This window comes from Paraburkholderia ultramafica (assembly GCF_902859915.1).
Lineage (GTDB): Bacteria > Pseudomonadota > Gammaproteobacteria > Burkholderiales > Burkholderiaceae > Paraburkholderia > Paraburkholderia ultramafica.
The window spans coordinates 318,006-336,124 of the sequence record NZ_CADIKK010000002.1; the positions used below are offsets into that span (position 1 = coordinate 318,006).

At 61.9% G+C, this 18,119-nt stretch carries 22 protein-coding genes and 1 pseudogene; 12 read left to right on the forward strand and 11 right to left on the reverse strand.

Features of this window, described 5'->3' with window-relative positions:
• Positions 1-358 precede the first annotated feature (358 nt).
• The 5 genes from flhC to HV744_RS03525 all read right to left on the reverse strand — a co-directional run bounded on the left by flhC (position 359) and on the right by HV744_RS03525 (position 4,905).
• Positions 359-928: a flagellar transcriptional regulator FlhC gene (flhC, locus tag HV744_RS03505; protein WP_175148148.1), complete on the reverse strand. Its 570-nt coding sequence runs from the start codon at positions 926-928 to the stop codon at positions 359-361.
• A 14-nt stretch (positions 929-942) separates the two neighbouring features.
• Positions 943-1,263, reverse strand: coding sequence for a flagellar transcriptional regulator FlhD (flhD, locus tag HV744_RS03510; RefSeq protein ID WP_008921830.1), 321 nt, complete (start codon positions 1,261-1,263; stop codon positions 943-945).
• Positions 1,264-1,798: 535 nt separating this feature from the next.
• Positions 1,799-3,022, reverse strand: coding sequence for a YeeE/YedE family protein (locus HV744_RS03515; RefSeq protein WP_175148149.1), 1,224 nt, complete (start codon positions 3,020-3,022; stop codon positions 1,799-1,801).
• Between the two features lie 379 nt (positions 3,023-3,401).
• Positions 3,402-3,938 carry a GNAT family N-acetyltransferase gene (locus HV744_RS03520; protein ID WP_175148150.1) on the reverse strand — a complete coding sequence of 179 codons (537 nt, stop codon included), beginning with the start codon at positions 3,936-3,938 and terminating at the stop codon, positions 3,402-3,404.
• A gap of 106 nt (positions 3,939-4,044) precedes the next feature.
• Positions 4,045-4,905: a helix-turn-helix domain-containing protein gene (locus tag HV744_RS03525; RefSeq protein WP_246278929.1), complete on the reverse strand. Its 861-nt coding sequence runs from the start codon at positions 4,903-4,905 to the stop codon at positions 4,045-4,047.
• Between HV744_RS03525 and HV744_RS37955 the strand changes: the two genes are divergently transcribed.
• Positions 4,904-5,029, forward strand: a complete 126-nt coding sequence (locus HV744_RS37955) for a hypothetical protein (protein WP_281363624.1) — start codon at positions 4,904-4,906, stop codon at positions 5,027-5,029. The two genes, HV744_RS03525 and HV744_RS37955, sit on opposite strands and share 2 nt — an antisense overlap.
• Before the next feature lie 19 nt (positions 5,030-5,048).
• Here the strand turns inward: HV744_RS37955 and HV744_RS03530 are convergent, their stop codons facing one another.
• Positions 5,049-5,351 (reverse strand): addiction module antidote protein, encoded by a 303-nt coding sequence (locus tag HV744_RS03530; RefSeq protein ID WP_074769728.1) that lies wholly within the window; start codon positions 5,349-5,351, stop codon positions 5,049-5,051.
• A complete protein-coding gene (locus HV744_RS03535; RefSeq protein WP_175148152.1) occupies positions 5,348-5,719 on the reverse strand; it encodes a type II toxin-antitoxin system RelE/ParE family toxin in 372 nt (123 codons plus the stop codon). Before HV744_RS03535 ends, HV744_RS03530 begins: the two co-directional genes overlap by 4 nt.
• Positions 5,720-6,060: 341 nt before the next feature.
• Here HV744_RS03535 and HV744_RS03540 point away from each other — a divergent pair, with 341 nt between their 5' ends.
• The 6 genes and pseudogenes from HV744_RS03540 to HV744_RS03565 all read left to right on the forward strand — a co-directional run bounded on the left by HV744_RS03540 (position 6,061) and on the right by HV744_RS03565 (position 9,029).
• The gene (locus HV744_RS03540; RefSeq protein WP_175148153.1) at positions 6,061-6,429 is read left to right on the forward strand and encodes a nuclear transport factor 2 family protein; all 369 of its coding nucleotides are present in this window, start codon (positions 6,061-6,063) and stop codon (positions 6,427-6,429) included.
• A 27-nt stretch (positions 6,430-6,456) separates the two neighbouring features.
• Positions 6,457-6,687: pseudogene (locus tag HV744_RS37110) on the forward strand (hypothetical protein); the annotation flags it as partial.
• A 315-nt stretch (positions 6,688-7,002) separates the two neighbouring features.
• Positions 7,003-7,479, forward strand: coding sequence for an RbsD/FucU family protein (locus tag HV744_RS03550; RefSeq protein WP_175148155.1), 477 nt, complete (start codon positions 7,003-7,005; stop codon positions 7,477-7,479).
• Between the two features lie 159 nt (positions 7,480-7,638).
• Positions 7,639-8,046 carry a VOC family protein gene (locus HV744_RS03555; protein ID WP_175148156.1) on the forward strand — a complete coding sequence of 136 codons (408 nt, stop codon included), beginning with the start codon at positions 7,639-7,641 and terminating at the stop codon, positions 8,044-8,046.
• Positions 8,047-8,261: 215 nt separating this feature from the next.
• Positions 8,262-8,693: a DoxX family protein gene (locus HV744_RS03560; RefSeq protein ID WP_175148157.1), complete on the forward strand. Its 432-nt coding sequence runs from the start codon at positions 8,262-8,264 to the stop codon at positions 8,691-8,693.
• A gap of 63 nt (positions 8,694-8,756) precedes the next feature.
• Positions 8,757-9,029 carry a hypothetical protein gene (locus HV744_RS03565; RefSeq protein WP_175148158.1) on the forward strand — a complete coding sequence of 91 codons (273 nt, stop codon included), beginning with the start codon at positions 8,757-8,759 and terminating at the stop codon, positions 9,027-9,029.
• A gap of 390 nt (positions 9,030-9,419) precedes the next feature.
• Here HV744_RS03565 and HV744_RS03570 read toward each other — a convergent pair whose 3' ends face one another.
• Positions 9,420-10,721 carry an MFS transporter gene (locus tag HV744_RS03570; protein ID WP_175148159.1) on the reverse strand — a complete coding sequence of 434 codons (1,302 nt, stop codon included), beginning with the start codon at positions 10,719-10,721 and terminating at the stop codon, positions 9,420-9,422.
• 397 nt (positions 10,722-11,118) lie between these two features.
• Between HV744_RS03570 and HV744_RS03575 the strand changes: the two genes are divergently transcribed.
• Positions 11,119-11,853, forward strand: coding sequence for a response regulator transcription factor (locus HV744_RS03575; protein ID WP_175148160.1), 735 nt, complete (start codon positions 11,119-11,121; stop codon positions 11,851-11,853).
• Positions 11,854-11,949: 96 nt separating this feature from the next.
• Here the strand turns inward: HV744_RS03575 and HV744_RS03580 are convergent, their stop codons facing one another.
• The gene (locus tag HV744_RS03580) at positions 11,950-12,366 is read right to left on the reverse strand and encodes a tyrosine-type recombinase/integrase (protein WP_343056387.1); all 417 of its coding nucleotides are present in this window, start codon (positions 12,364-12,366) and stop codon (positions 11,950-11,952) included.
• Here HV744_RS03580 and HV744_RS03585 point away from each other — a divergent pair.
• The 4 genes from HV744_RS03585 (at position 12,254) to HV744_RS03600 (ending at position 15,456) form a co-directional block, all read left to right on the forward strand.
• The gene (locus HV744_RS03585) at positions 12,254-12,658 is read left to right on the forward strand and encodes a hypothetical protein (protein WP_175148162.1); all 405 of its coding nucleotides are present in this window, start codon (positions 12,254-12,256) and stop codon (positions 12,656-12,658) included. The two genes, HV744_RS03580 and HV744_RS03585, sit on opposite strands and share 113 nt — an antisense overlap.
• 233 nt (positions 12,659-12,891) lie before the next feature.
• Positions 12,892-13,389, forward strand: coding sequence for a single-stranded DNA-binding protein (locus HV744_RS03590; RefSeq protein ID WP_175148163.1), 498 nt, complete (start codon positions 12,892-12,894; stop codon positions 13,387-13,389).
• Between the two features lie 282 nt (positions 13,390-13,671).
• On the forward strand, positions 13,672-13,932 hold the full coding sequence (locus HV744_RS03595) for a hypothetical protein (RefSeq protein WP_175148164.1): 261 nt from the start codon (positions 13,672-13,674) through the stop codon (positions 13,930-13,932).
• A 153-nt stretch (positions 13,933-14,085) separates the two neighbouring features.
• Positions 14,086-15,456, forward strand: coding sequence for a carbon-nitrogen hydrolase family protein (locus HV744_RS03600; RefSeq protein ID WP_246278930.1), 1,371 nt, complete (start codon positions 14,086-14,088; stop codon positions 15,454-15,456).
• A gap of 518 nt (positions 15,457-15,974) precedes the next feature.
• On the opposite strand, the gene HV744_RS03605 is transcribed toward HV744_RS03600, so the two are convergent.
• Both HV744_RS03605 and HV744_RS03610 read right to left on the reverse strand, forming a co-directional pair.
• Complete coding sequence (locus tag HV744_RS03605) at positions 15,975-16,199, reverse strand: SDR family oxidoreductase (RefSeq protein WP_175148165.1); 225 nt, start codon at positions 16,197-16,199, stop codon at positions 15,975-15,977.
• A gap of 426 nt (positions 16,200-16,625) precedes the next feature.
• On the reverse strand, positions 16,626-17,846 hold the full coding sequence (locus HV744_RS03610; protein WP_175148166.1) for an IS110 family RNA-guided transposase: 1,221 nt from the start codon (positions 17,844-17,846) through the stop codon (positions 16,626-16,628).
• Positions 17,847-18,119 lie beyond the last annotated feature (273 nt).

Below are 18,119 nucleotides of genomic sequence, written 5' to 3' on the forward strand. Positions count from 1 at the left end.
TAACCCGGCGTTGTTTCATCCAAATCTTTTTTCCCGCTTTCCTTCCGAAAATCCGTTCGTAGACCACCGGGTTCGGCCGCAGCGGCGCGGGCAAGTCGACGCTGTCTCGCAACGCGCGCCGTTCTGGAAGAAGCTCCTGCAATTCGCAGGACCGGGTCTGCTGGTTTCAATCGGCTATATGGACCCGGGCAATTTGGCTGGTGGTGCAGACGGCGGGATTGGCTGGTTGATCCGGCGGCGTGCCGGGCGCCACGCGTCGATTGGCGGCGCGATGGCGAAAAAAATCCGCACAGTGTGCGGATTTTTTAAAGGCTTCGGTTCGAGTCGGGCGGACCAGCCCTCATCGAGTCAATTCAAATCAGGCGGCTTGCGCGACCTGCGCTGCTTCGAGCGCTTCCTGGCGGGCGGCCGCTGCTTTCTTCGTTTTGCCGGCGCGCGACGGCGGCTGGCAGGCACCGCACACCACGTTGTGCTGCAGATCGTGCTTGTGCGCGACGAACTTGCCAGTGCAACGGCAGCACTTGGTCAATTGCAGAATGTCGGCGTCGAAGAAACGCACCAGCGTCCATGCGCGCGTCAAGTCCAGCACCGGTTCGGTATCGCTGTGCTGGCAATGCTCCAGATACAGCCGATACCCTTTGGTCAGCGCATCCAGATGCGAGCAACGTGCTTCGTTCTTCAGGAACAGGTACGTGTTGTAGAACAACGACGCGTGGATGTTCGCGAGCCACGTCATATACCAGTCCGCCGAAAACGGCAGCATGCCCTTGGGCGGCGATACGCCCTTGACCTCGCGGTACAGGCGGATCATGCGGTCGCGCGAGAGCGTCAATTCGCTTTCGAGCACCTGCATGCGGGCGCCGAGTTCGATTAGCGCGATCGCACGGAATACTTCTTGTGCGTCTTCCGTCAGGCTACGCTTGAGCATCGCAGTCACCTCGATTAAGCAAACTGCTCAGCGGGCTGGCCTGCAAGCAGGATCGCCGTGTGAGTCGGAGCAACGGCTGCGTGCTTCGTCGTTTGCGTCAACGCCGACAACATCGAGTGGTCGTTGAAGCGGAAGAAGCACAAAAGCTGATCGGAAGCGGCCAGCTTGACGATCTGCGCGAGCGACAGCCCAGCAAGCAGATCAGCCAGTTCCGACGACAGTCCCAGGCGGAACATCCCGACCGGTTTGTCCTCACGCAACATGCGCTGCGCAAGCATGATGTAAGACAAGTTAATCTCGCGGATTGAATCCAGCGTCTCGCTGCTACGGTCCATTTTCTGTGTTTCCGAAGCCCCGAATTACTATGTCGGCTTTTTTTTTGCCGTTATGTCTTTTGTGCCTCGCCGGAAACGCAGACCTCCGGCTACATGTCACTGCTTGATACAGATGGCGACTTTTTGATACATCGCGTTACACTTCGTAACAGCTTGGGACGAATTGTATGAAGGGCAAAACAAGAAATCAATCCCTTCTCAAAAAATATCTCAAAAAAAATACATCGATTTTCGGTAACTTTTTCACGCGCCTGTAATAGATGATGCTTAACGAATTTTTCGCTGTCGCGGATTGTCGCCTGGTCCATAAAAACCTTTGTAATACAGGCATTTGGCTAAATTGTCTGAGCAAAGAATCGAGAACCGGCCGGGTGCCGGTAATTCCGCTCGAATTGGAAAGGAAGTAGAAAGCGAGACCAATGGCACGTAATAAATACCTGCGTTTGGCGCTGCTTGGGGGACGCATCGGAGATGTAAGGACTTGTTGCGGCCCCGGTTACAAACGGAGCCGCATTTGTAACTTCTTGTGTAACGTCTAGCAGCCTGTCTGGCGCACGCGTTCCACTTCGAGGCCGAACGCCGGCCGCAGACGCGTGCCGAGGACGTTGCCGGCAAATGCCGCAACCAGCCACAGCCAGCCGTGCAGGCTGCCTGACACGATGCCGCTGAAGTAGGCGCCGATGTTACAACCATAAGCCAGGCGGGCGCCGTAGCCCAGCATCAGGCCGCCGACCACCGCCGCGATCAGCGAGCGCGCCGGCACCTTCCACACCGGCGCGTAACGGCCGGCAAGCGCCGCAGCCGTCATCGCGCCGAGCACGATGCCGAAATCCATCACTGAAGTGACGTCATGTGTAACAGGGGCGGCGAGCGAGCCTGCATTGGCGTGCGCGGCCCAATACGGCCAGCTGGCCACGTCGATCCCGAGCGCGGCGAATAGCTTGGCGCCCCACAGCGCGAACGCCGACGTCACGCCCCATGGACGGCCCGACAGCGCCAACGTTGCAAAGTTGAGCAGGACCAGCGCGATCGCGCCGACGAACAGCGGCCACGGGCCATGCAGCCATGGCGACGAGTGCGGCTGACGGGCCGGCTCATTGACCAGCCGGCCGTGGCGGCGCCGCTCGACCAGCACGGTGAGTGCGGCGATGGCGGCAAAAATGATCAGGTTCAGCGCGATGGCCCAGCCTGCGCCGAGGGTCGTCACCATCGAAAGTGGTTTGAGCGACGGCAAAGCGGTCCAGAACGGCATATGCGCAGTCGCGACGACCGAGCCGACGATGAACGCCGCCAGCGTGACGAGCATGCGGGTGCTGCCGCCGCCCACCGTATACAAGGTGCCGGACGCGCAGCCGCCGCCCAGCTGCATGCCGATGCCGAACATGAAAGCGCCGACCAGCACGGACGTGCCGGCCGGAGCGACGAGCCCGGCCACCGGCTGGCCGAACAGCGTGCCGGCGGCGAGCGCCGGAAAGAACAGCAACACGCCGAGGGCGAGCATCAGCATCTGCGCGCGCAGACCCGCGCCGCGACCATCGGCGATAAAGACCCGCCAGGCCGACGTGAAGCCGAACGCCGCGTGATAAAGCGACATCCCCAGCAAGGCGCCGACGATGTAGAGCGCTGCCTGGCGGCCACTGACGGTTTGCGCCAGGTAGATCGCGCCAAGTGCGATGAGAACGAGCGCGGCGCCAAGCGGTTTTGGATTGATATCGAAACGGCGCGGCACACGTGGAAGCGGAGTGGAGAGGTCGGACATGGGTAAGTTGACTGACAAACGACTGATCAAAGGCGGCCCGAAGGCGGCCGGGGTGACGGTTTGGGGTTGGTGCGGCGGGGCAAGGGAGTTGCAAAAGATAGCATGGATCGCGCTTGGGCAGGGCCGCTGGATTGGGGCGCCGAACCGGAAACGCTGAACGGGGCGGGAGGATTTGCGCCGATGAGGCGTCGAGATGTCGGTTAGGGGGAGGGAGGTTTTGCGTGATTCGTTTGACTTGTCTGGCAGCCGCCTCAGCGTTGGCGCCGGCACTCAGGCCCGCGGCTGATTGGCAGTTGCCGTGCACTTGCGCTTGCGCCGCAAGCTCTGCCCCAAGTCGGCGGAGCCGAACAACGCGTCGCGCGCACGGCGTCAACGCCCGCTACATGAACCGCGCCATCAGATCGGTGTCATGAAACACGCCGCCGACATTTAGCCCTTCGACTTCGCAACCGTATTTGCGAAAGCCAAGCGACTCATAAAGTCTGCGCGCCGCCTCGTTGCTGCTGTCGACCATCAACTGAATTTGCCGCAAACCGTCGACCCGTGCCGCCCGCGCCAGCAACTCGTTGAGCAACGCGCGCCCAACGCCACGGCCGGCGGCTTCCGGCGCGACATACATGCCGATTACGGCAGCCTTGTGCCGCTCCCGGTCGCGCTGGTTGCGCGCCAGTCCGACCACGCCGATCAGCGGTGTATCGACCGAAATGTAAGCGCCGAGCAAAAAACCACCCTCGACTGCTTGCGAGCCCTGCAACATCGCGTCGTGTTGCGCCGCGCCCCGCGCCAGCGCTTCCTCGTAACTCTGGCCGAACCATTCCGGATGCGCCTTCAATCCACGCAGGCGAAGCTGGAAATAGGCGTCGCGGTCGGCGGGACCGAGTTGGCGTACGAGTATGGCGGCGTCGTTCAATGGCATCGCTCTGTGCTGGGTGGTCTGCGCAAATAGGTAAGAAGAGTTAAAGGCTCGGTGCCCGAGCTTGCGTTGTCTTCCGTTCCGGTGTCGGGCAAAGGCCGTGGAAAATCTATCGCTCAGCTTCGGCGCGTTGGCCTTCGGCAAACGCGCGCAAAGCCACCGCGGTTTGTTGGTCGGCTGGAAAGAACGCTTCGATCGCAAGTTCCGATAGGGTGATGTCCGCCGGCGTACCGAACACGGTGGTCGTGCTGAAAAACGACAGCACGCCGATCGGCGTGCGCAGCCGCAGCGGCACGGCGATCTGATTGACGGCGGTGTCGTCATTGTCAGGCGCGTGCGTGCCCGGCGGCGCGGGATACGCGGCCAGTTCGTCACGTAGCGCGCTCAATGTCTCGTCGCCGCTCACGTCGATTTGCCGCTGGAGCCGGGCCAACACATGTTCCCGCCATGCATGCCAATTGACGATCGACGCCGCGATGCCTTCCGGATGCAGGCTCAAACGCAGCGCATTGACCGGTGGTTTCAGCAGTTCGGGACTGGCGCCGTTCAGCAGCGGCGCGAGGGCGTTGTTCGTCGCGACGATGGTCCAGTGCCGGTCGATTGCGAGCGCCGGGTAGGGCTCGTGTCCTTTGAGCACCAGCTCGACGGCTTCGCGTGCGGCGGCCAGTTGCGGATCGGACAGCGGACGCTCGCGGAACAGCGGCGCATAACCCGCCGCGACCAGCAGCGCATTGCGCGCCCGCAGCGGCACCTCGAGGCGCTCGGCAAGATGCATGACCATTTCCCGGCTGGGCAGCGCGCGGCCCGATTCGACGAAGCTCAGATGCCGGGTCGAAATGTCGGCCTCAGTGGCGAGCAGCAACTGGCTCATTCGTCGCCGCTGCCGCCATTCGCGCAGCAGGTCGCCGACCGTTCGGCTGGCCGCCGGCGTGTGCGAAGTGACCGTTTGCGCAAGAGAGAGTGTGTTCATGCCACCGATGATAGCCAAAGCGCGCGAGCGATCCATTACCTGGCAGGTAATGGAATACCCCGCCGACGCCTACGAATACCTGGAAGATCCTGGGCGGCGCAGCAAATCCAGCGTGCCGGACTGACGACAATGGCCAATGCGAATCACGCGGCCGCCACGCCTTCCGGCACTGCATTGAGTTTGACGCCGAGCGCGCGCAGCAGTTTGAACACCGTGTCCATACGCGGCTTGGAGCCGGGCGCGAGCGTTTTATAGAGGCTTTCGCGTCCGAGTCCGGCGTCTGCCGCGACTTTCGCGATGCCGCGCGCTTTTGCGATGTCCGCGATCGCGGCGAGCAGGAGATCGGCGTCGCCTTCTTCGAGTGCCGCGTTGAGATATTCAGCGATCATTTCTTCGCTGTCGAGGTAGTGCGATGCGTCGAACCGTGCCGTTTTGATCTTGCTCATGACAGTTCCTCTCTGATTGCTGACCACATTGTTTTGGCATGCTTGATATCGGCCTGCTGCGTGGACTTGTTGCCACCGCAGAGCAGCAGATACAGCATGCGCCCTTCACGCGCGAAGTAGACCCGATAGCCAGGACCGCAATCTATGCGCATCTCGGATACGCCGTCTTCGAGACGCTTGACGTCGCCGAAATGCCCGCGCTCCGCTCGCCGGACCCGCACGAGGATTTTCGCCCTCGCACGTAGATCCGCGAGTTCCGCAAGCCAGGTGTCGAACACCTCGGTGCGGTTGACCGTGTACACAGGCGGTGTTCCGATCTGCTGGTGATTGTATCCTTGTGGATACGTTGGTGCAAGTGTAAATGCCATATTAATAAAGCGGCTCGCGGCCGCACCCCGTGGATTGCGTCACATGCCGCGCGACAGCGCTGCGCAGCTCCCATTTGCCAGATGAGGTTAGCGGCCGGCGCCGCTCTTGACGATTCAGCCAGATGGCTAATCCGAGCGACAAACCGGCGGAAAAGCAGGCGGAAAAGCAGGCGGAAAAACAGGCGGAAAAACAGGCGCCTGCACGTTACACCGCATTCGAATGCTTACCTGCCACGTAATCGACGCAACGCGCCCGAGCCGTCAATCTTCACTCCGAGCCCGCCGCATACAACCTGTCTGTCGAGCGTAGCGCTCAGTCATGCCAATCAAGGAGTCTCGAGATGAATGCGCATACCGATCTGATCGACCGTTATTTCGACGCATGGAACGAAACCGATGGCGCGCGCCGTCGCGAGTTGATCGCCGCGACATGGAGCGCCGATGCCGACTATCGCGATCCGTTGCTCGCCGGCGCGGGCCACGACGGCATCGACGCGATGATCCGCGCGGTGCACGAACGCTTTCCGCATCACCTGTTCCGCCGCACGACCCAGGTCGACGGCTTTGCGAACCGGCTGCGCTTTTCATGGGAGCTGACCACGCCGGCGGGCGACGCGATCGTCAAGGGATCCGATTTCGGCGTGGTGGATGCGCACGGCCGTCTGCAGGCGGTCACCGGCTTCCTCGACGAGGCACCCGGCAGCGCCTGAGCAACGCTTTTTTCCACGGAGACGATCATGCAGCAGCCCATTGCCCCAACGCCTGTTCAAACCGTCGTTGCATTCGCGCGCCTCGCGGCCGCCGCCGACGCGCTGTCCAGCGCCATCGCCGGCTTCGCGCTGCTGGCCGGCGCGCGGGCGTTCATGTTCATCGCGTTGCTGGGCTGGCGCGAGCCCGTATTGGGCGGCGCGGGGCTCGTGCTGCTGGCGTTGGTCGGATGGCTGCGGTGGCAATGCGGCGGCATTGCCACCGTCGCTTGGGATTGGGATGCCGCGAGAGACCGCCGCCCGACGATGAGTCACGTCAACGGAGCGTGTGTCGGTGCCGCGGTGGCAGCCGGCCACAACGAACCGGGTTGCGCGGCTGCCCGCAACGTTGCTTGCTACAATCGACCGGCGCAATGCGATGCAAGGCGATGCGACGCGCTGTAGCCGTATGGCCGCCACGGAGCCCCGCTGCTTCGGGCACGCAGCCCGAACGTGGCCATGACCGCGCGCGCATTGCACTACCCAACCCAGACGGCGAGCCGTCGATCGGGACCAACCGGACAACAAGGAGAGATCGTGCTGAAGAATCTGGACCCGCTGCTGAACGCCGACATACTGCATGCGCTGCGCTCGATGGGCCATGGCGACGAACTCGTCATTTGCGACGCCAACTTCCCGGGCACGTCGGTTGCGCAGGGGACCGTGCTCGGCAAGCTGCTTCACATGGATGGCGTGAGTTCGCCGCGTGCGATTCGCGCGGTGCTGTCGGTGATGCCGCTGGATACTTTCATCGAGCAACCCGCGTCGCGGATGGAAGTAGTGGGCGAGCCGCATACGATTCCAGCGGTGCAGCGCGAAGCGCAGGCCGAGGTCAACGCGGCGCAAGGGCGCGAGGTGCCGTTTGCTTCGATCGAACGCTTCGCATTTTATGAGCGGGCGCGCAAAGCGTTTTGCGTGATCGCGACCGGCGAAGAGCGAGGCTATGGTTGCTTCGTGTTCACGAAAGGCGTTTTGCTGGCTCCGGATGCACGCCTCGGTCAAAGCATTGAATAGCGCCGCCATGCAAAGCCGCAAGATTGAAATTCGCACGATGCGCCGACAAACGCGAATGCGGCACACGTGCTGACTTTTCGTCTGCCTGCAGCTGGTTGACTTGCTGGCCGGCCCGATCCGCACTGACCCTTCGCGCATTCCATCACGGTGACGGAACCCATGAGCTTCTCGATAGACAGTCTCGATCATCTTGTTCTGAACGTCGCCGACGTGGAAGTCAGCGCGGCCTGGTACGCGCGCATGCTCGGTATGCGGCGCACCGAGTTCGCGTCACGCACCGGCACACGCGTCGCGATGACGTACGGCAATCAGAAGATCAACCTGCGTCCGGCAACGGCCGACACGGCTGCATGGTTCACCGGACGCGAGCCGGTGCCCGGCAGCGCCGACCTGTGCTTCGTCACCACCGCGAGCCCGGCCGAGGTCAAGGCGCACTGGCTTGCCGAGGGCGTCGCAATCGGGGCCGGTCCGGTGGAGCGCGACGGTGCGCGCGGCAAGATGACCTCGGTGTATTGCCGCGATCCGGACGGCAATCTGATCGAAGTCGCCACCTATCCTGATGCCTAGCCCAGGCGGCAACGTCCGCCTCCGCGCGCCTGTCCGAAGCGCACGCCCGCGGCCCGCCCGGACACCCTTTTCCTTCCCGTGACCCGGTGCATCCCGCGCCGCTGAATCCCGCCCGAGCTTGGAAAACATGGCCATTGCACATATTCTCAGGTGCACAGCAGGGAACTGCGGCTGCTCGGCCGGGTCTGCTGCTTATTCATTAACAGGAGCCCCTCATGACGCGTCCCGTCGATTCCGGCATTATTTTCATTGCACGTATCGCCCTTGCCGTGCTGTTTTTGTGGGGCGGTGTGATGAAGCTGCTGGGCTATGCGGGCTTTGTCGGCTACCTGCATTCGAAGGGCGTGCCGTTCTTGCAGATCGCCGCACCGATTGCAACCGCGGTCGAAGCGCTCGGCGGTCTGCTGCTGATCGTCGGCTTCAAGGTGCGCCCGCTCGCGCTGATCATGGCCGTGTACACGGTGGCGACGGCGGTGCTGGGCCACGATTTCTGGAATGTCGTCGATCCCGCCTTGCAGCGCGAAATGGTGATCCACTTCTGGAAGAACATCGGGATCGCCGGCGGTTTCCTGCTGCTGTTCGTGACCGGTGCGGGCCGTCTCAGCATTGACGGCGCACGCGCGCCACGCGGCGGCCTGGGTCGCTGATGCGGCGCGTGCGGTAGTCAGTGCCGTTGCTTTCGATTCTGGCTGTAATCAAGGGAGTACATAATGATTCAAAGTTTCGAGCAAACCATTGGTGGCAAGGTCACGCGGTTGTGCGCCAGTCTCGGCGAAGGGCCTACGCCGCATCGCGTGATCATTAGCCTCGCCGATTCGGCGAAGACGCTGGTCGTTCTGGATGCGTCCGGATTCATCGGCGCGATCAAGGCCGAAATCGAGGAGCCGGAGAAATTGATCGCCGACGCGATCACCAAGGCGCAAAGCGAAGGACTGATCGAACGCGCGATCGATACCGGCACGATTCAGGAAGCGACGCTATGAGTGGTGTGGTGGCAGCGCGTGTTGTCTGATGCCGCCGCGTTGCCCATAACAACACCCCCGCCGTGCGCAAGCATCGCGGGGGTTACTTTTTGCGCGAACGGGATCGCGGAATGGGCGGCGACAACGGCGACGACTGCGACGACGGCCTCATGACAATAGTGGCTGCAAAGACGCGAAGCCCTCAGCGCGATTTGCCAATGCGGGTCGAGTCCCCCTTGCGCACGATCTTGCGCGAGCCCGGCGCCGACGCATGCGGTTCGGGGTGCACGAAGCCCGAAGCCCCAAAGCCCCAAAGCCCCAAAGCCCCAAAAGCCAGCGATCATTCAGCCCGCCACAAACGACAACGGCGCCCCGAAACGGAGCGCCGTTGCGCAACAACCGTTCAACCAATCAGCGCGCGTGCGGCGCGTTCTTGATGAACAGCGTCGTCAAGGCCCCGAGAATGCAGATCGCACCGACATACATCGGCGCGGCCATCGGGTTGGACTTCATCATCAGCGACACGGCGATCGGCGTGAGGCCGCCGAACACCGCATACGCGACGTTGTACGAAAACGAAATGCCCGAAAAGCGCACGACGGGCGGGAACGCCTCGACCATCACGAACGGAATCGCGCCGATCACGCCGACGAACAGCCCGGCCACCGCATACAGCGGCACCAGCGTCGACGGATCGACGGCGAGTTGCTGGAACATCACGTAGTACGTCACCGCCAGCGCGAGGCCACCAATGAAAATCGTGCGCCCCGCGCCGAGGCGCCCGGCGATCGAGCCCGCCATCACGCAGCCGATCGTCAGGCACAGCGTCGCCACGCAGTTCGCCAGCAACGCGGTGGCCGGCGCGATGTGAAACTGCTTCTGCAGCAGCGTCGGCGTCATCAGGATCACCACGACGATCGCGGCCGACAGCATCCACGTGAGCAGCATCGAGACGATCACGGCGCGGCCGTGATCGCGCAGCACGGCCTTGAGCGGCACTTCCGCGGCGATTGCCTTGCGTTGCTTGAGCTCGGCGAACACCGGCGTTTCATGCAGCCAGCGGCGCAGGTAGACGGAGAACATGCCGAACACGCCGCCCACCAGGAACGGGATGCGCCACGCGTACTCGGAGATTTCCGCCGGCGCGAAATGGCGATTGACCGCCGACGCGATCAGCGAGCCGAGCAGGATGCCCGCCGTGAGACCGGCCGTCAGCGTGCCGCACGCATAGCCGACGTGCCGCTGCGGCACGTGCTCGGAGACGAACACCCATGCGCCCGGCACTTCGCCGCCGACCGCCGCGCCCTGCATCACGCGGAACAACAGCAGCAGCACCGGCGCCAGCACGCCGATGCTGGCGTAGGTGGGCATCAGACCCATCATCAGCGTCGGCACCGACATCAGCAGCACGCTCAGCGTGAACATGCGCTTGCGGCCGAACAGGTCGCCGAAGTGCGCCATGATGATGCCGCCGAGCGGCCGCGCCAGATAACCCGCGGCGAAGATGCCGAAGGTCTGCACCTGGCGAAGCCAGTCCGGCATCGCGGCGGGGAAGAACAACTGGCCGATCGCCGGCGCGAAGAACACGAAGATGATGAAGTCGTAGAACTCGAGCGCCCCGCCGAGCGCGGCGAGACCGAGCGTCTTGTAGTCGCTGCGCCCAAGAGGGCGTGGGGTGACAGCCTGCGCTCCACCCAGATTTGTCGCTTGCATTGCTATGTCATTTTTTGGAATTGGGAGCCACACGTAGCGCGTGGAAATACGGCGGTCGTCGGGCGAGAAGTGTGGCAAGCGCTGGGTAGAGCACGGGACACCGGCGCGCCGCCCGGGTCGGGCAAGCGCGATGACGACTGGAGCCAGGCCGGGATTTTACAGGATGAAAGCCGTTCGCTTCGGGAAGTGCTTAATTAGATGGAGGAAAGTTCCTCGACCACGGGTTTTTTGTCGCGCTCAAGGGGCCATGCTCGATGAGTCAATGCGACTAGCCGTCGGAATCCCCCGGGCGGCTATCGACGCCGTTCAATAAATATGCAAATTAGGAATGCTCCTATGGGATAGAAGGGGTGTGCCTCTGAGAATGGCGTCCGAGCTACCTCGTTGAGAGCCACCCATGCGCATTGCTGTCCTTCAGCGTGACCCGGTCATGCGTTTGTCGATCGAACAAGTCCTCTTGAAGGCCAGCCATACCTGCGTGGTCTACGACGACGGCCTCGCCATGTCGAAAGCGCTCGCTCGTTCCACCGTCGATCTGCTGGTGCTGGACTGGCAGGGCACACGTCTGTCCGGCGCTGAAGTGCTGAGATCGGTGCGCGGGGTCGGCGGCGATCGCCTGCCGGTCATGTTCGCGTCGAACGACATGTCGGAAGAGAGCGTGGTGCGCGCCTTCGCCAATGGCGCGGACGACTACGTCGCATTGCCGCTACGCCCCGCCGAGTTTCGCGAGCGCGTCGCGGCGCTGCTGCGGCGTGCATACCCGGACCGTTTCAGCAGCGCGAGCTTCAGCGTCGGGCCGTATCATTTCGATACTCGCCGCCAGATTGTCATGTTGCGCGGTCAGCCGGTTCCGTTGTCCGGAACACAGTACCGGCTGGCGGCGCTGTTCTTTTCGAACATCGGCCGCGTCATGTCGCGCGATCACATCTTCGCGATGGTCTGGGGCCGCGAGTTCCGCGAATTCACCCGCACGATCGACAGCCACGTGTCGCGGCTGCGCCTGTTGCTCGAGATCGAGCCGCAAAACGAATTCCGGCTGCAACCGGTTTATAAAAGCGGCTACAGGCTGCTGCATCTGCGCAAGGGCGAATCCGCTGATGTCGCCGCCGAGGCAGAGGAACAGGCAGCCTGAGGCCAATCCAATCCAGACACCCGGAAAGCTTTATCCATCAGGGGTTGTTCAAAGTTCGTTCAAAACTAGACACCATTTATCCGCACTCTCAAGGGTTCAAGACCCCTCGAGTTTGCGTAAAGATCCGCGATCGCATCGGTCATGCCCGAGCAGCGTCTTGATGTCGACGCCGCCCTGTTTCATATGGAGCCTCTTCGACAGGCTGCGGATCTCGTGGAACGTCGGAGCGTCGTCGCCGGTGATGCCAGCCATGTCGCGAGCTTCACTGAAGCTCGCGGTGATTGTGTCGAGTTTGATCGGCGACCCTTTAGGCGAATTCACGCTGGCGCGCACGTGATGGATCAAATACTTGCTCACGACGTCGGTCGCCTTGCATCGGGCGATCACATCGGCGAGCGACATGCCGACTGCATCCATGCGCAACTCGACAGGGATCGCGATCCTGATTCCGGTTTTTGTGCGCGTCAACACCGCGACACCATCCTTCACAAACGACCTTTCCCATCGGCCGATAGTCGACCGATCCTGTCCGGATACGAGGGCGAGTAGCATCGCATTTGCGAGCCACGGCGCGACCTTCGGAGCCTTGGCCAGAATCGAACGACCATTTCGCATTCCTGCTGGCGTGGACACGGTTCATTTCGCACCGCTGCATTTAGCACCGTTCGAGCGGGTGCGCTCGTATTTCCCGAAGGTCCCTGCACCGCTGCATCTCTACCTGGAAGAGTGCCATATCCGCGCACAGGAATTGAATGCGATTGAAGCGATCACCGGTATGCGGCCTGCCAGATCGAGACGTATCTGAAACACGGCACGGTGAAGCCTGGAGGCCGCGCGCACGGACGTCGAGCCAGGCGGGAGGCGGTTGCCACCCAGTAGTGAGCGCAGTGTTGAAGGGCGCTGGAAGAAAGCCCTCGTAACCAACAAGCAGGACAGCGCGTTTGTAGCACAAGGGTATCCCGTCGCCAGACAAGGTCGGAGCACCAACCGCCTGGAACCTGGCGACTGAGTTCACCTTACTTATGAACGGAGTCCGCAATGGGTATCTACGCAGAACTGGTTGGTAACGTCCTGTCCTCGCCGACAATGAAACAGGTCAATACGCCGAACGGACCGAAGCGCATCGTTGAGCTGCGCATCATGTCGGCCTCGTACCGACGTCTGGAAGACGGTTCGCTGGAACAGAAGGATGAGAAGACGTTTCCGGTGGACGTGACGATCTGGAATGAGCGCCATACCGAACGGGTGATGCAGCACATCAGGACGGGTGCCAGCGTCGTTGTCAAGGGCGACCTGTACGTCAATCCGTGGATCACACGCGAAAACGAGGCCCAGGCTGGCGTGCACATCGACGCTGAGTCGATTGCGCTAAATCTCGTGCGCGTCGAACAGGTGGTCTTTCAGGCGCGACAACGCCGCACTGGTGGAGCAGGCGACACCGGGGAGGGCGAGTTGCCACTGGACGACGCGGTGGGATCCACTGAATTCGATCGGCCTGAAGAAGAGAGGGATGCGGCATCCGCTTCGACGCTCTGAGCGATCGGGAGGCTTGCTATCCGCCATTTGCAACGGCCCATCGACGCTCGTTAAGCCGACGTCGATGGTCGACAGGTGACGTTCTTGCGCCGTCAGACTGATCCGGAACGGCGATGGATGCGTCGACCTGCGCGAGCCGCTCTACAAAGGATGTCGAGGAAGCGATGAGTGGTCCGCTGGTAATACGGCGGGCGGCGCGTGTCTTCCCGGATTCTTTTTTTCGATCACGCGCGATATCACGCTGGCCTGGCAGTTTGCACACATTGCGATTCGGAGCACGCCATGCAGCAGATCACCCCTTGTTTCAGATACCCGGACGCGGGCGAACTCAAGATGCTCGAGGCCCTGGTGGCCGATACGATTGCGGCGGCGGTTGCGACCGGTCGATCGCACGAACAGTTTCACGGCTGGGAAGTCCAGGCGTGGACCAGCGAAAGTCGACTCGTGCGGCGTGCGCACTTACGCATCCTCTATCGCAGCGCGCTGTGGCAGCAGGCGGACTGGATCCTCGACTGGCCACGACCGGCCGGCACCGTGCACTGACACGCTTCCAATGGGTGACACGTCCGGAAATCTTCCCGCGTCCGCGGCGATGCGCGATTACGGTGACAGATTCCGGTCCGACGACTGGATCCGGGGCGACTATCCGACCTGCTGCAGCGGTATCAAACCGTCTGGTGAGGTTGCACCCTGTCTATGAAAGACCCCAGCAGTCGCGACGAGGTCATCAGAGACCCCGACAGTGAAATATACGGGCAGCTGCTTCGCATCGCTGCCCTCCAACCGATCGGACGCTGGTGCTCGGGACGTCGGTCTGCGCATGACTTCCCATTCCGTTGGTCCCGCGCTTCGTGGTGTGGCCTCTACGGCTTAATGGGCGTCGCAGTTGCGCTGCTCGCCTGGTATCCGGGTCACTGGCTGATCGCGCTGCTCGTTCTGCCGGTTATCTGGTCCACTACATGTAGCAAGTGGTCGGCGTTGTCACTGTGGGCCAGCTACTATCTGACGGGTGCCCGCGACATTCCGCTTGTTTGTGAGCGCTTTTTCGTGGGTTATGGTGAGCTGTCGGCAAGCGCTGCTCTCACACTTGGCGTTGCGTTCTGGCTGGGACAGGCGCTTCTGCTGGCCGCTCCCTGGGCGCTGCTAACACCGGGAGGTGGCGCGGCTCGACACGCCTGGCGCACTTTGCTCGCGGTCATCTTGGTGTCACTTCCACCGTTAGGCATCATAGGCTGGCTCTCGCCGCTACATGTCGCCAGCGCGTTATTTCCGGGCTCGCAGATTGCAGGTCTGGTGTTAGGGATGTGCGCGCTGGCGACGGCGGCATGCGTTCGGCGCCCGCGTTCTGCCTTGTCCCTCGGGATTCTGTTGATGAGCGCAGCGGTGGTAGCGCATCTCGTCGAACATCGCCCCGAGTTGCCTGTCGGATGGACGGCAGTCGATACATCTCTCGGGAGGCTGGATCAACGGGACTACACCGCGCTCTACTCGCGAACCCAGGCGACAATGGAATCTGCACAGCGGCAATTCGATGCTGGTGCGAGAGTCGTCGTTGTGCCGGAAGAACTGGTCGGCCTATGGCGGCCTGCCATGTGGTATTGGTGGTGCGACTATGTACGGCAGTTGGTTGCATCGAACAGGGCGCTGATTCTTGGTGTGGACCTGGCGGAAGCTGGTTCGCCGCTGGGTGCGCTGACAGGCGGCAAGCCGATCCTGCGGTACACCGACAGTGCTGTGGTGGTCGGCGACGGTCGTGGTCGCTTTGACAGCCGGCAGCCCGTGCCAGCTGGATTGTGGCGCCCGTGGGCCATCGTGAGCGCAATCCCCGGTAGCGTGACTCAGCCCTATCTGGATATTGCGGGCCGACGTGCTGCCTTTTCAATCTGCTACGAGGATTTTCTGTGGTGGCCGCACTGGCGGTTACTGATTGACAGACCTGATGTCCTCGTCAGCATGTCGAACGGCTGGTTCAATGCCGATCTTGCCATTGCGCAGATCCAGCAGCAGAGTATCCGCTCGATCGCGCAACTCGCCGGCATTCCGCTACTACGAGCCGTAAATCGATGACGCTGATCGTCTCAAGATGCAGGACGGGCATCATGGAAAGATGCGTATTTGGGAGACTACTGCACATTCTTCCGGCACGGGACCTATGCATCGACTCAGTGTGAGACGGTGTCCGAGGTATAGGGGCGATCCAGATTTACTCTGTTCGATTGGCCGAAGACGCCAACGCTGTGCGGAGCATCGTCAACTGGAGCGACGAGCCAGCGCCAGAAGCCGAGCATTCTAAATATGATCCCGCGAAGCCGACGGTGGGGCGATTGCAATGCCGAGAGCCACCGCCGTTATGACGCATTCGATACAACGGTACGGCAGGTTATCGCCGCTGGATGTTGGCGCTTGCCTCGGCGATTGCCTGCTTGTTTTCAGTCAGACAGCGTGGGCGGCGTGATGAGCACCTCTGGTCACCGGCTGGCAAACGCAACGGAGCTAATAACAGTTGGTCGCTTTCCGAAAGACAATCGCCGGGCAAACCGACGCCGTTCGCAATAACAGTGCGCGATGCACCACGACCTTATCAGTCAAAGGCGAAGTGTCGGTACACCCACGATCCTGCTACCCGCATCAGTTGCAATCGCGGTACCGGTCAGAATGGAGGATTTGCTGCTGACGAGGAACGCGCAGATTTCAGCAAATTCCTCTGGGCTTGCCGATCGCTTGTTCAGCAGGCGGTGTTGCAGGTGCTGCAAAAGCACTGGGACCTGACGTTCTCGGAAGCCAATAATTTGAGTCAATGCGCCGGCCAAGTTAATTGTCGCCGCCCAACGGCTCCCGTCCGGGACGCTCACCCCATCAGCCCATCGGCCCATCAGCCCATCGGCCCATCGGCCCATCAGCCCATCAGCCCATCAGGCAGTGGCAAAGGCACAACAGTGGGCGCCCTGAAAGTCGTGCTTCAGTGCGTGCAGACTTCCATCGTCTGAGTTGGGAGGGGCATCGCTTCGTCTAGCGTCCCATACCGCGCAGATGTATGGATGGACCGAAGGCAGCAATTGCCACATTGACCGAGTGCACTGCAGATCGGAAATGGTAACCAAATGACCGGCCGTTGTACCTCTGAAACGGCCATGGAAGCAATGCAAGCATGTCTGACTGGTTAACGTGAAAGAACCCAAGCTCAAGGCGAGCGAAGGCCTGACCACCGAAGGCCATGAATTTGGGATGCCGGCGAATCACGCTGCTGCGGAAATGAAACCGAATCGGGTAAGGGCCTTGATCCAGCGAGGCGCGTAGCGTTGAACGGAAAGTGCTTCGTAATCGATGGCGCTATCCCGGTAATGCTGGCCACGCTGAATCATGAAGAAGATCGTTCGCAACATTTTGTGGGCCAGTGCGGTGATGGCGCGCTTGTGTCCGCGCCGCACGAGGAGTGCGTTAAATCGCGCCTGGAAGGCCGACTTCGTGCGGCGCGCGGCGTGAGCAAATTCGCACAGCAGTCGTCGGACATACGGATTGCCTTTGCGCGTGCGTGTAGATTTTCGCTTGCCGGCCGATTCATTGTTGCCGGGGCAGATGCCGACCCAGGACGCCAGTCGGTCAGGCGAGCCAAAGACGCTCATGTCGCCGCCGATTTCGACCAGGAGCATGGCCGCACCGATGAGGTCGATGCGTGGCAGGGTTTGCAGCAGGGCCAGCGTGCATTGTTCGCTTTCGAGTTCGGCGATCAGTCGCGCGTCGAACCGGGCGATGCGGGTTTCGAGCTCTTCGATGTGCTGCAACAATTCGGTGAGCACGAAGACATGGCTGGCGGTGAGTTCCCCCTGCAGCGCATCGAACAAGGTTTCGCGACTGGCCCTCAGCCGTCGGCTGGCCAGCTCAAGCACCTCCCCGGGAGCCTTGCCGGCGAGAATCGCCTTGATCATGGCGCGGGCCGACTGGCCGTGGATGTCGCTCACGACGACGCCCAGACGGATATCACTGTCGGTCAGCACCTTGTGCATGCGGTTCTTCTCGGACGAGAGCAGTCCGACCAGCTTCTGACGTTGCCGGGCAATCAGGCGCAACTCACGCAGCTCCGCGGGCGGCGCGAACGATCCCCGCAAAAGCCCGGCACGCGCCAGCGTCGCCAGCCACTGCGCGTCGCCGACATCGGTCTTGCGCCCAGGCACCTGCCTGACATGCCGGGCGTTCACTACTGTCGCACGAATGCCGACGGCCTCCAGCGCCGCGTACGGGCTTTTCCAGTAGATGCCCGTACTCTCCATGACGACCTCATCAGGCGCCATAGACGCAGCCCACTCAGCCAGCGCCAGGCGATCGCGCCTGAACGTGCCGAACTGTCGCTGCTCGACGCGTGTCTGTCCATCCGCTTCTTCAATGATCGCGCAGGCAGTGATCTGTGCCTGATGGACATCCAGTCCAATGACGCGCTTGTGGATCGGAACAAGTTCCATACTATCTCCGTTCGAAATACACTCGATGGCGGGAGATGGCAGGTGCCAGAACCGAAGATGCCTGAGGGCGACAGGTCGCCAACGGCCTTTTTAACGTGCGCGCTCGATGGCGGCAATCCGGGGTACGAGTCGGTTCGGCAGGTCACGTTAGAGTGCGGGGTCGGGCCGCCCAAAATATTGCGCGACCTTGCCCTGCCATCTCCCACCCCGATTCTTTCATCATCCGGGGCGGCGGATAACGCAATGCCCGTTAGGGTCGGTTTGTGCCGTTCG

Bases quoted from the DNA above. Each gene is read 5' to 3' on its own strand.
- flhC (WP_175148148.1), bottom strand. From the start codon at position 928: ATGCTCAAGCGTAGCCTGACGGAAGACGCACAAGAAGTATTCCGTGCG.
- flhD (WP_008921830.1), bottom strand. From the start codon at position 1,263: ATGGACCGTAGCAGCGAGACGCTGGATTCAATCCGCGAGATTAACTTG.
- HV744_RS03515 (WP_175148149.1), bottom strand. From the start codon at position 3,022: ATGTCCGACCTCTCCACTCCGCTTCCACGTGTGCCGCGCCGTTTCGAT.
- HV744_RS03520 (WP_175148150.1), bottom strand. From the start codon at position 3,938: ATGCCATTGAACGACGCCGCCATACTCGTACGCCAACTCGGTCCCGCC.
- HV744_RS37955 (WP_281363624.1), top strand. From the start codon at position 4,904: ATGCCACCGATGATAGCCAAAGCGCGCGAGCGATCCATTACCTGGCAG.
- HV744_RS03525 (WP_246278929.1), bottom strand. From the start codon at position 4,905: ATGAACACACTCTCTCTTGCGCAAACGGTCACTTCGCACACGCCGGCG.
- HV744_RS03530 (WP_074769728.1), bottom strand. From the start codon at position 5,351: ATGAGCAAGATCAAAACGGCACGGTTCGACGCATCGCACTACCTCGAC.
- HV744_RS03535 (WP_175148152.1), bottom strand. From the start codon at position 5,719: ATGGCATTTACACTTGCACCAACGTATCCACAAGGATACAATCACCAG.
- HV744_RS03540 (WP_175148153.1), top strand. From the start codon at position 6,061: ATGAATGCGCATACCGATCTGATCGACCGTTATTTCGACGCATGGAAC.
- HV744_RS03555 (WP_175148156.1), top strand. From the start codon at position 7,639: ATGAGCTTCTCGATAGACAGTCTCGATCATCTTGTTCTGAACGTCGCC.
- HV744_RS03560 (WP_175148157.1), top strand. From the start codon at position 8,262: ATGACGCGTCCCGTCGATTCCGGCATTATTTTCATTGCACGTATCGCC.
- HV744_RS03565 (WP_175148158.1), top strand. From the start codon at position 8,757: ATGATTCAAAGTTTCGAGCAAACCATTGGTGGCAAGGTCACGCGGTTG.
- HV744_RS03570 (WP_175148159.1), bottom strand. From the start codon at position 10,721: ATGCAAGCGACAAATCTGGGTGGAGCGCAGGCTGTCACCCCACGCCCT.
- HV744_RS03575 (WP_175148160.1), top strand. From the start codon at position 11,119: ATGCGCATTGCTGTCCTTCAGCGTGACCCGGTCATGCGTTTGTCGATC.
- HV744_RS03585 (WP_175148162.1), top strand. From the start codon at position 12,254: ATGCCGACTGCATCCATGCGCAACTCGACAGGGATCGCGATCCTGATT.
- HV744_RS03590 (WP_175148163.1), top strand. From the start codon at position 12,892: ATGGGTATCTACGCAGAACTGGTTGGTAACGTCCTGTCCTCGCCGACA.
- HV744_RS03595 (WP_175148164.1), top strand. From the start codon at position 13,672: ATGCAGCAGATCACCCCTTGTTTCAGATACCCGGACGCGGGCGAACTC.
- HV744_RS03600 (WP_246278930.1), top strand. From the start codon at position 14,086: ATGAAAGACCCCAGCAGTCGCGACGAGGTCATCAGAGACCCCGACAGT.
- HV744_RS03610 (WP_175148166.1), bottom strand. From the start codon at position 17,846: ATGGAACTTGTTCCGATCCACAAGCGCGTCATTGGACTGGATGTCCAT.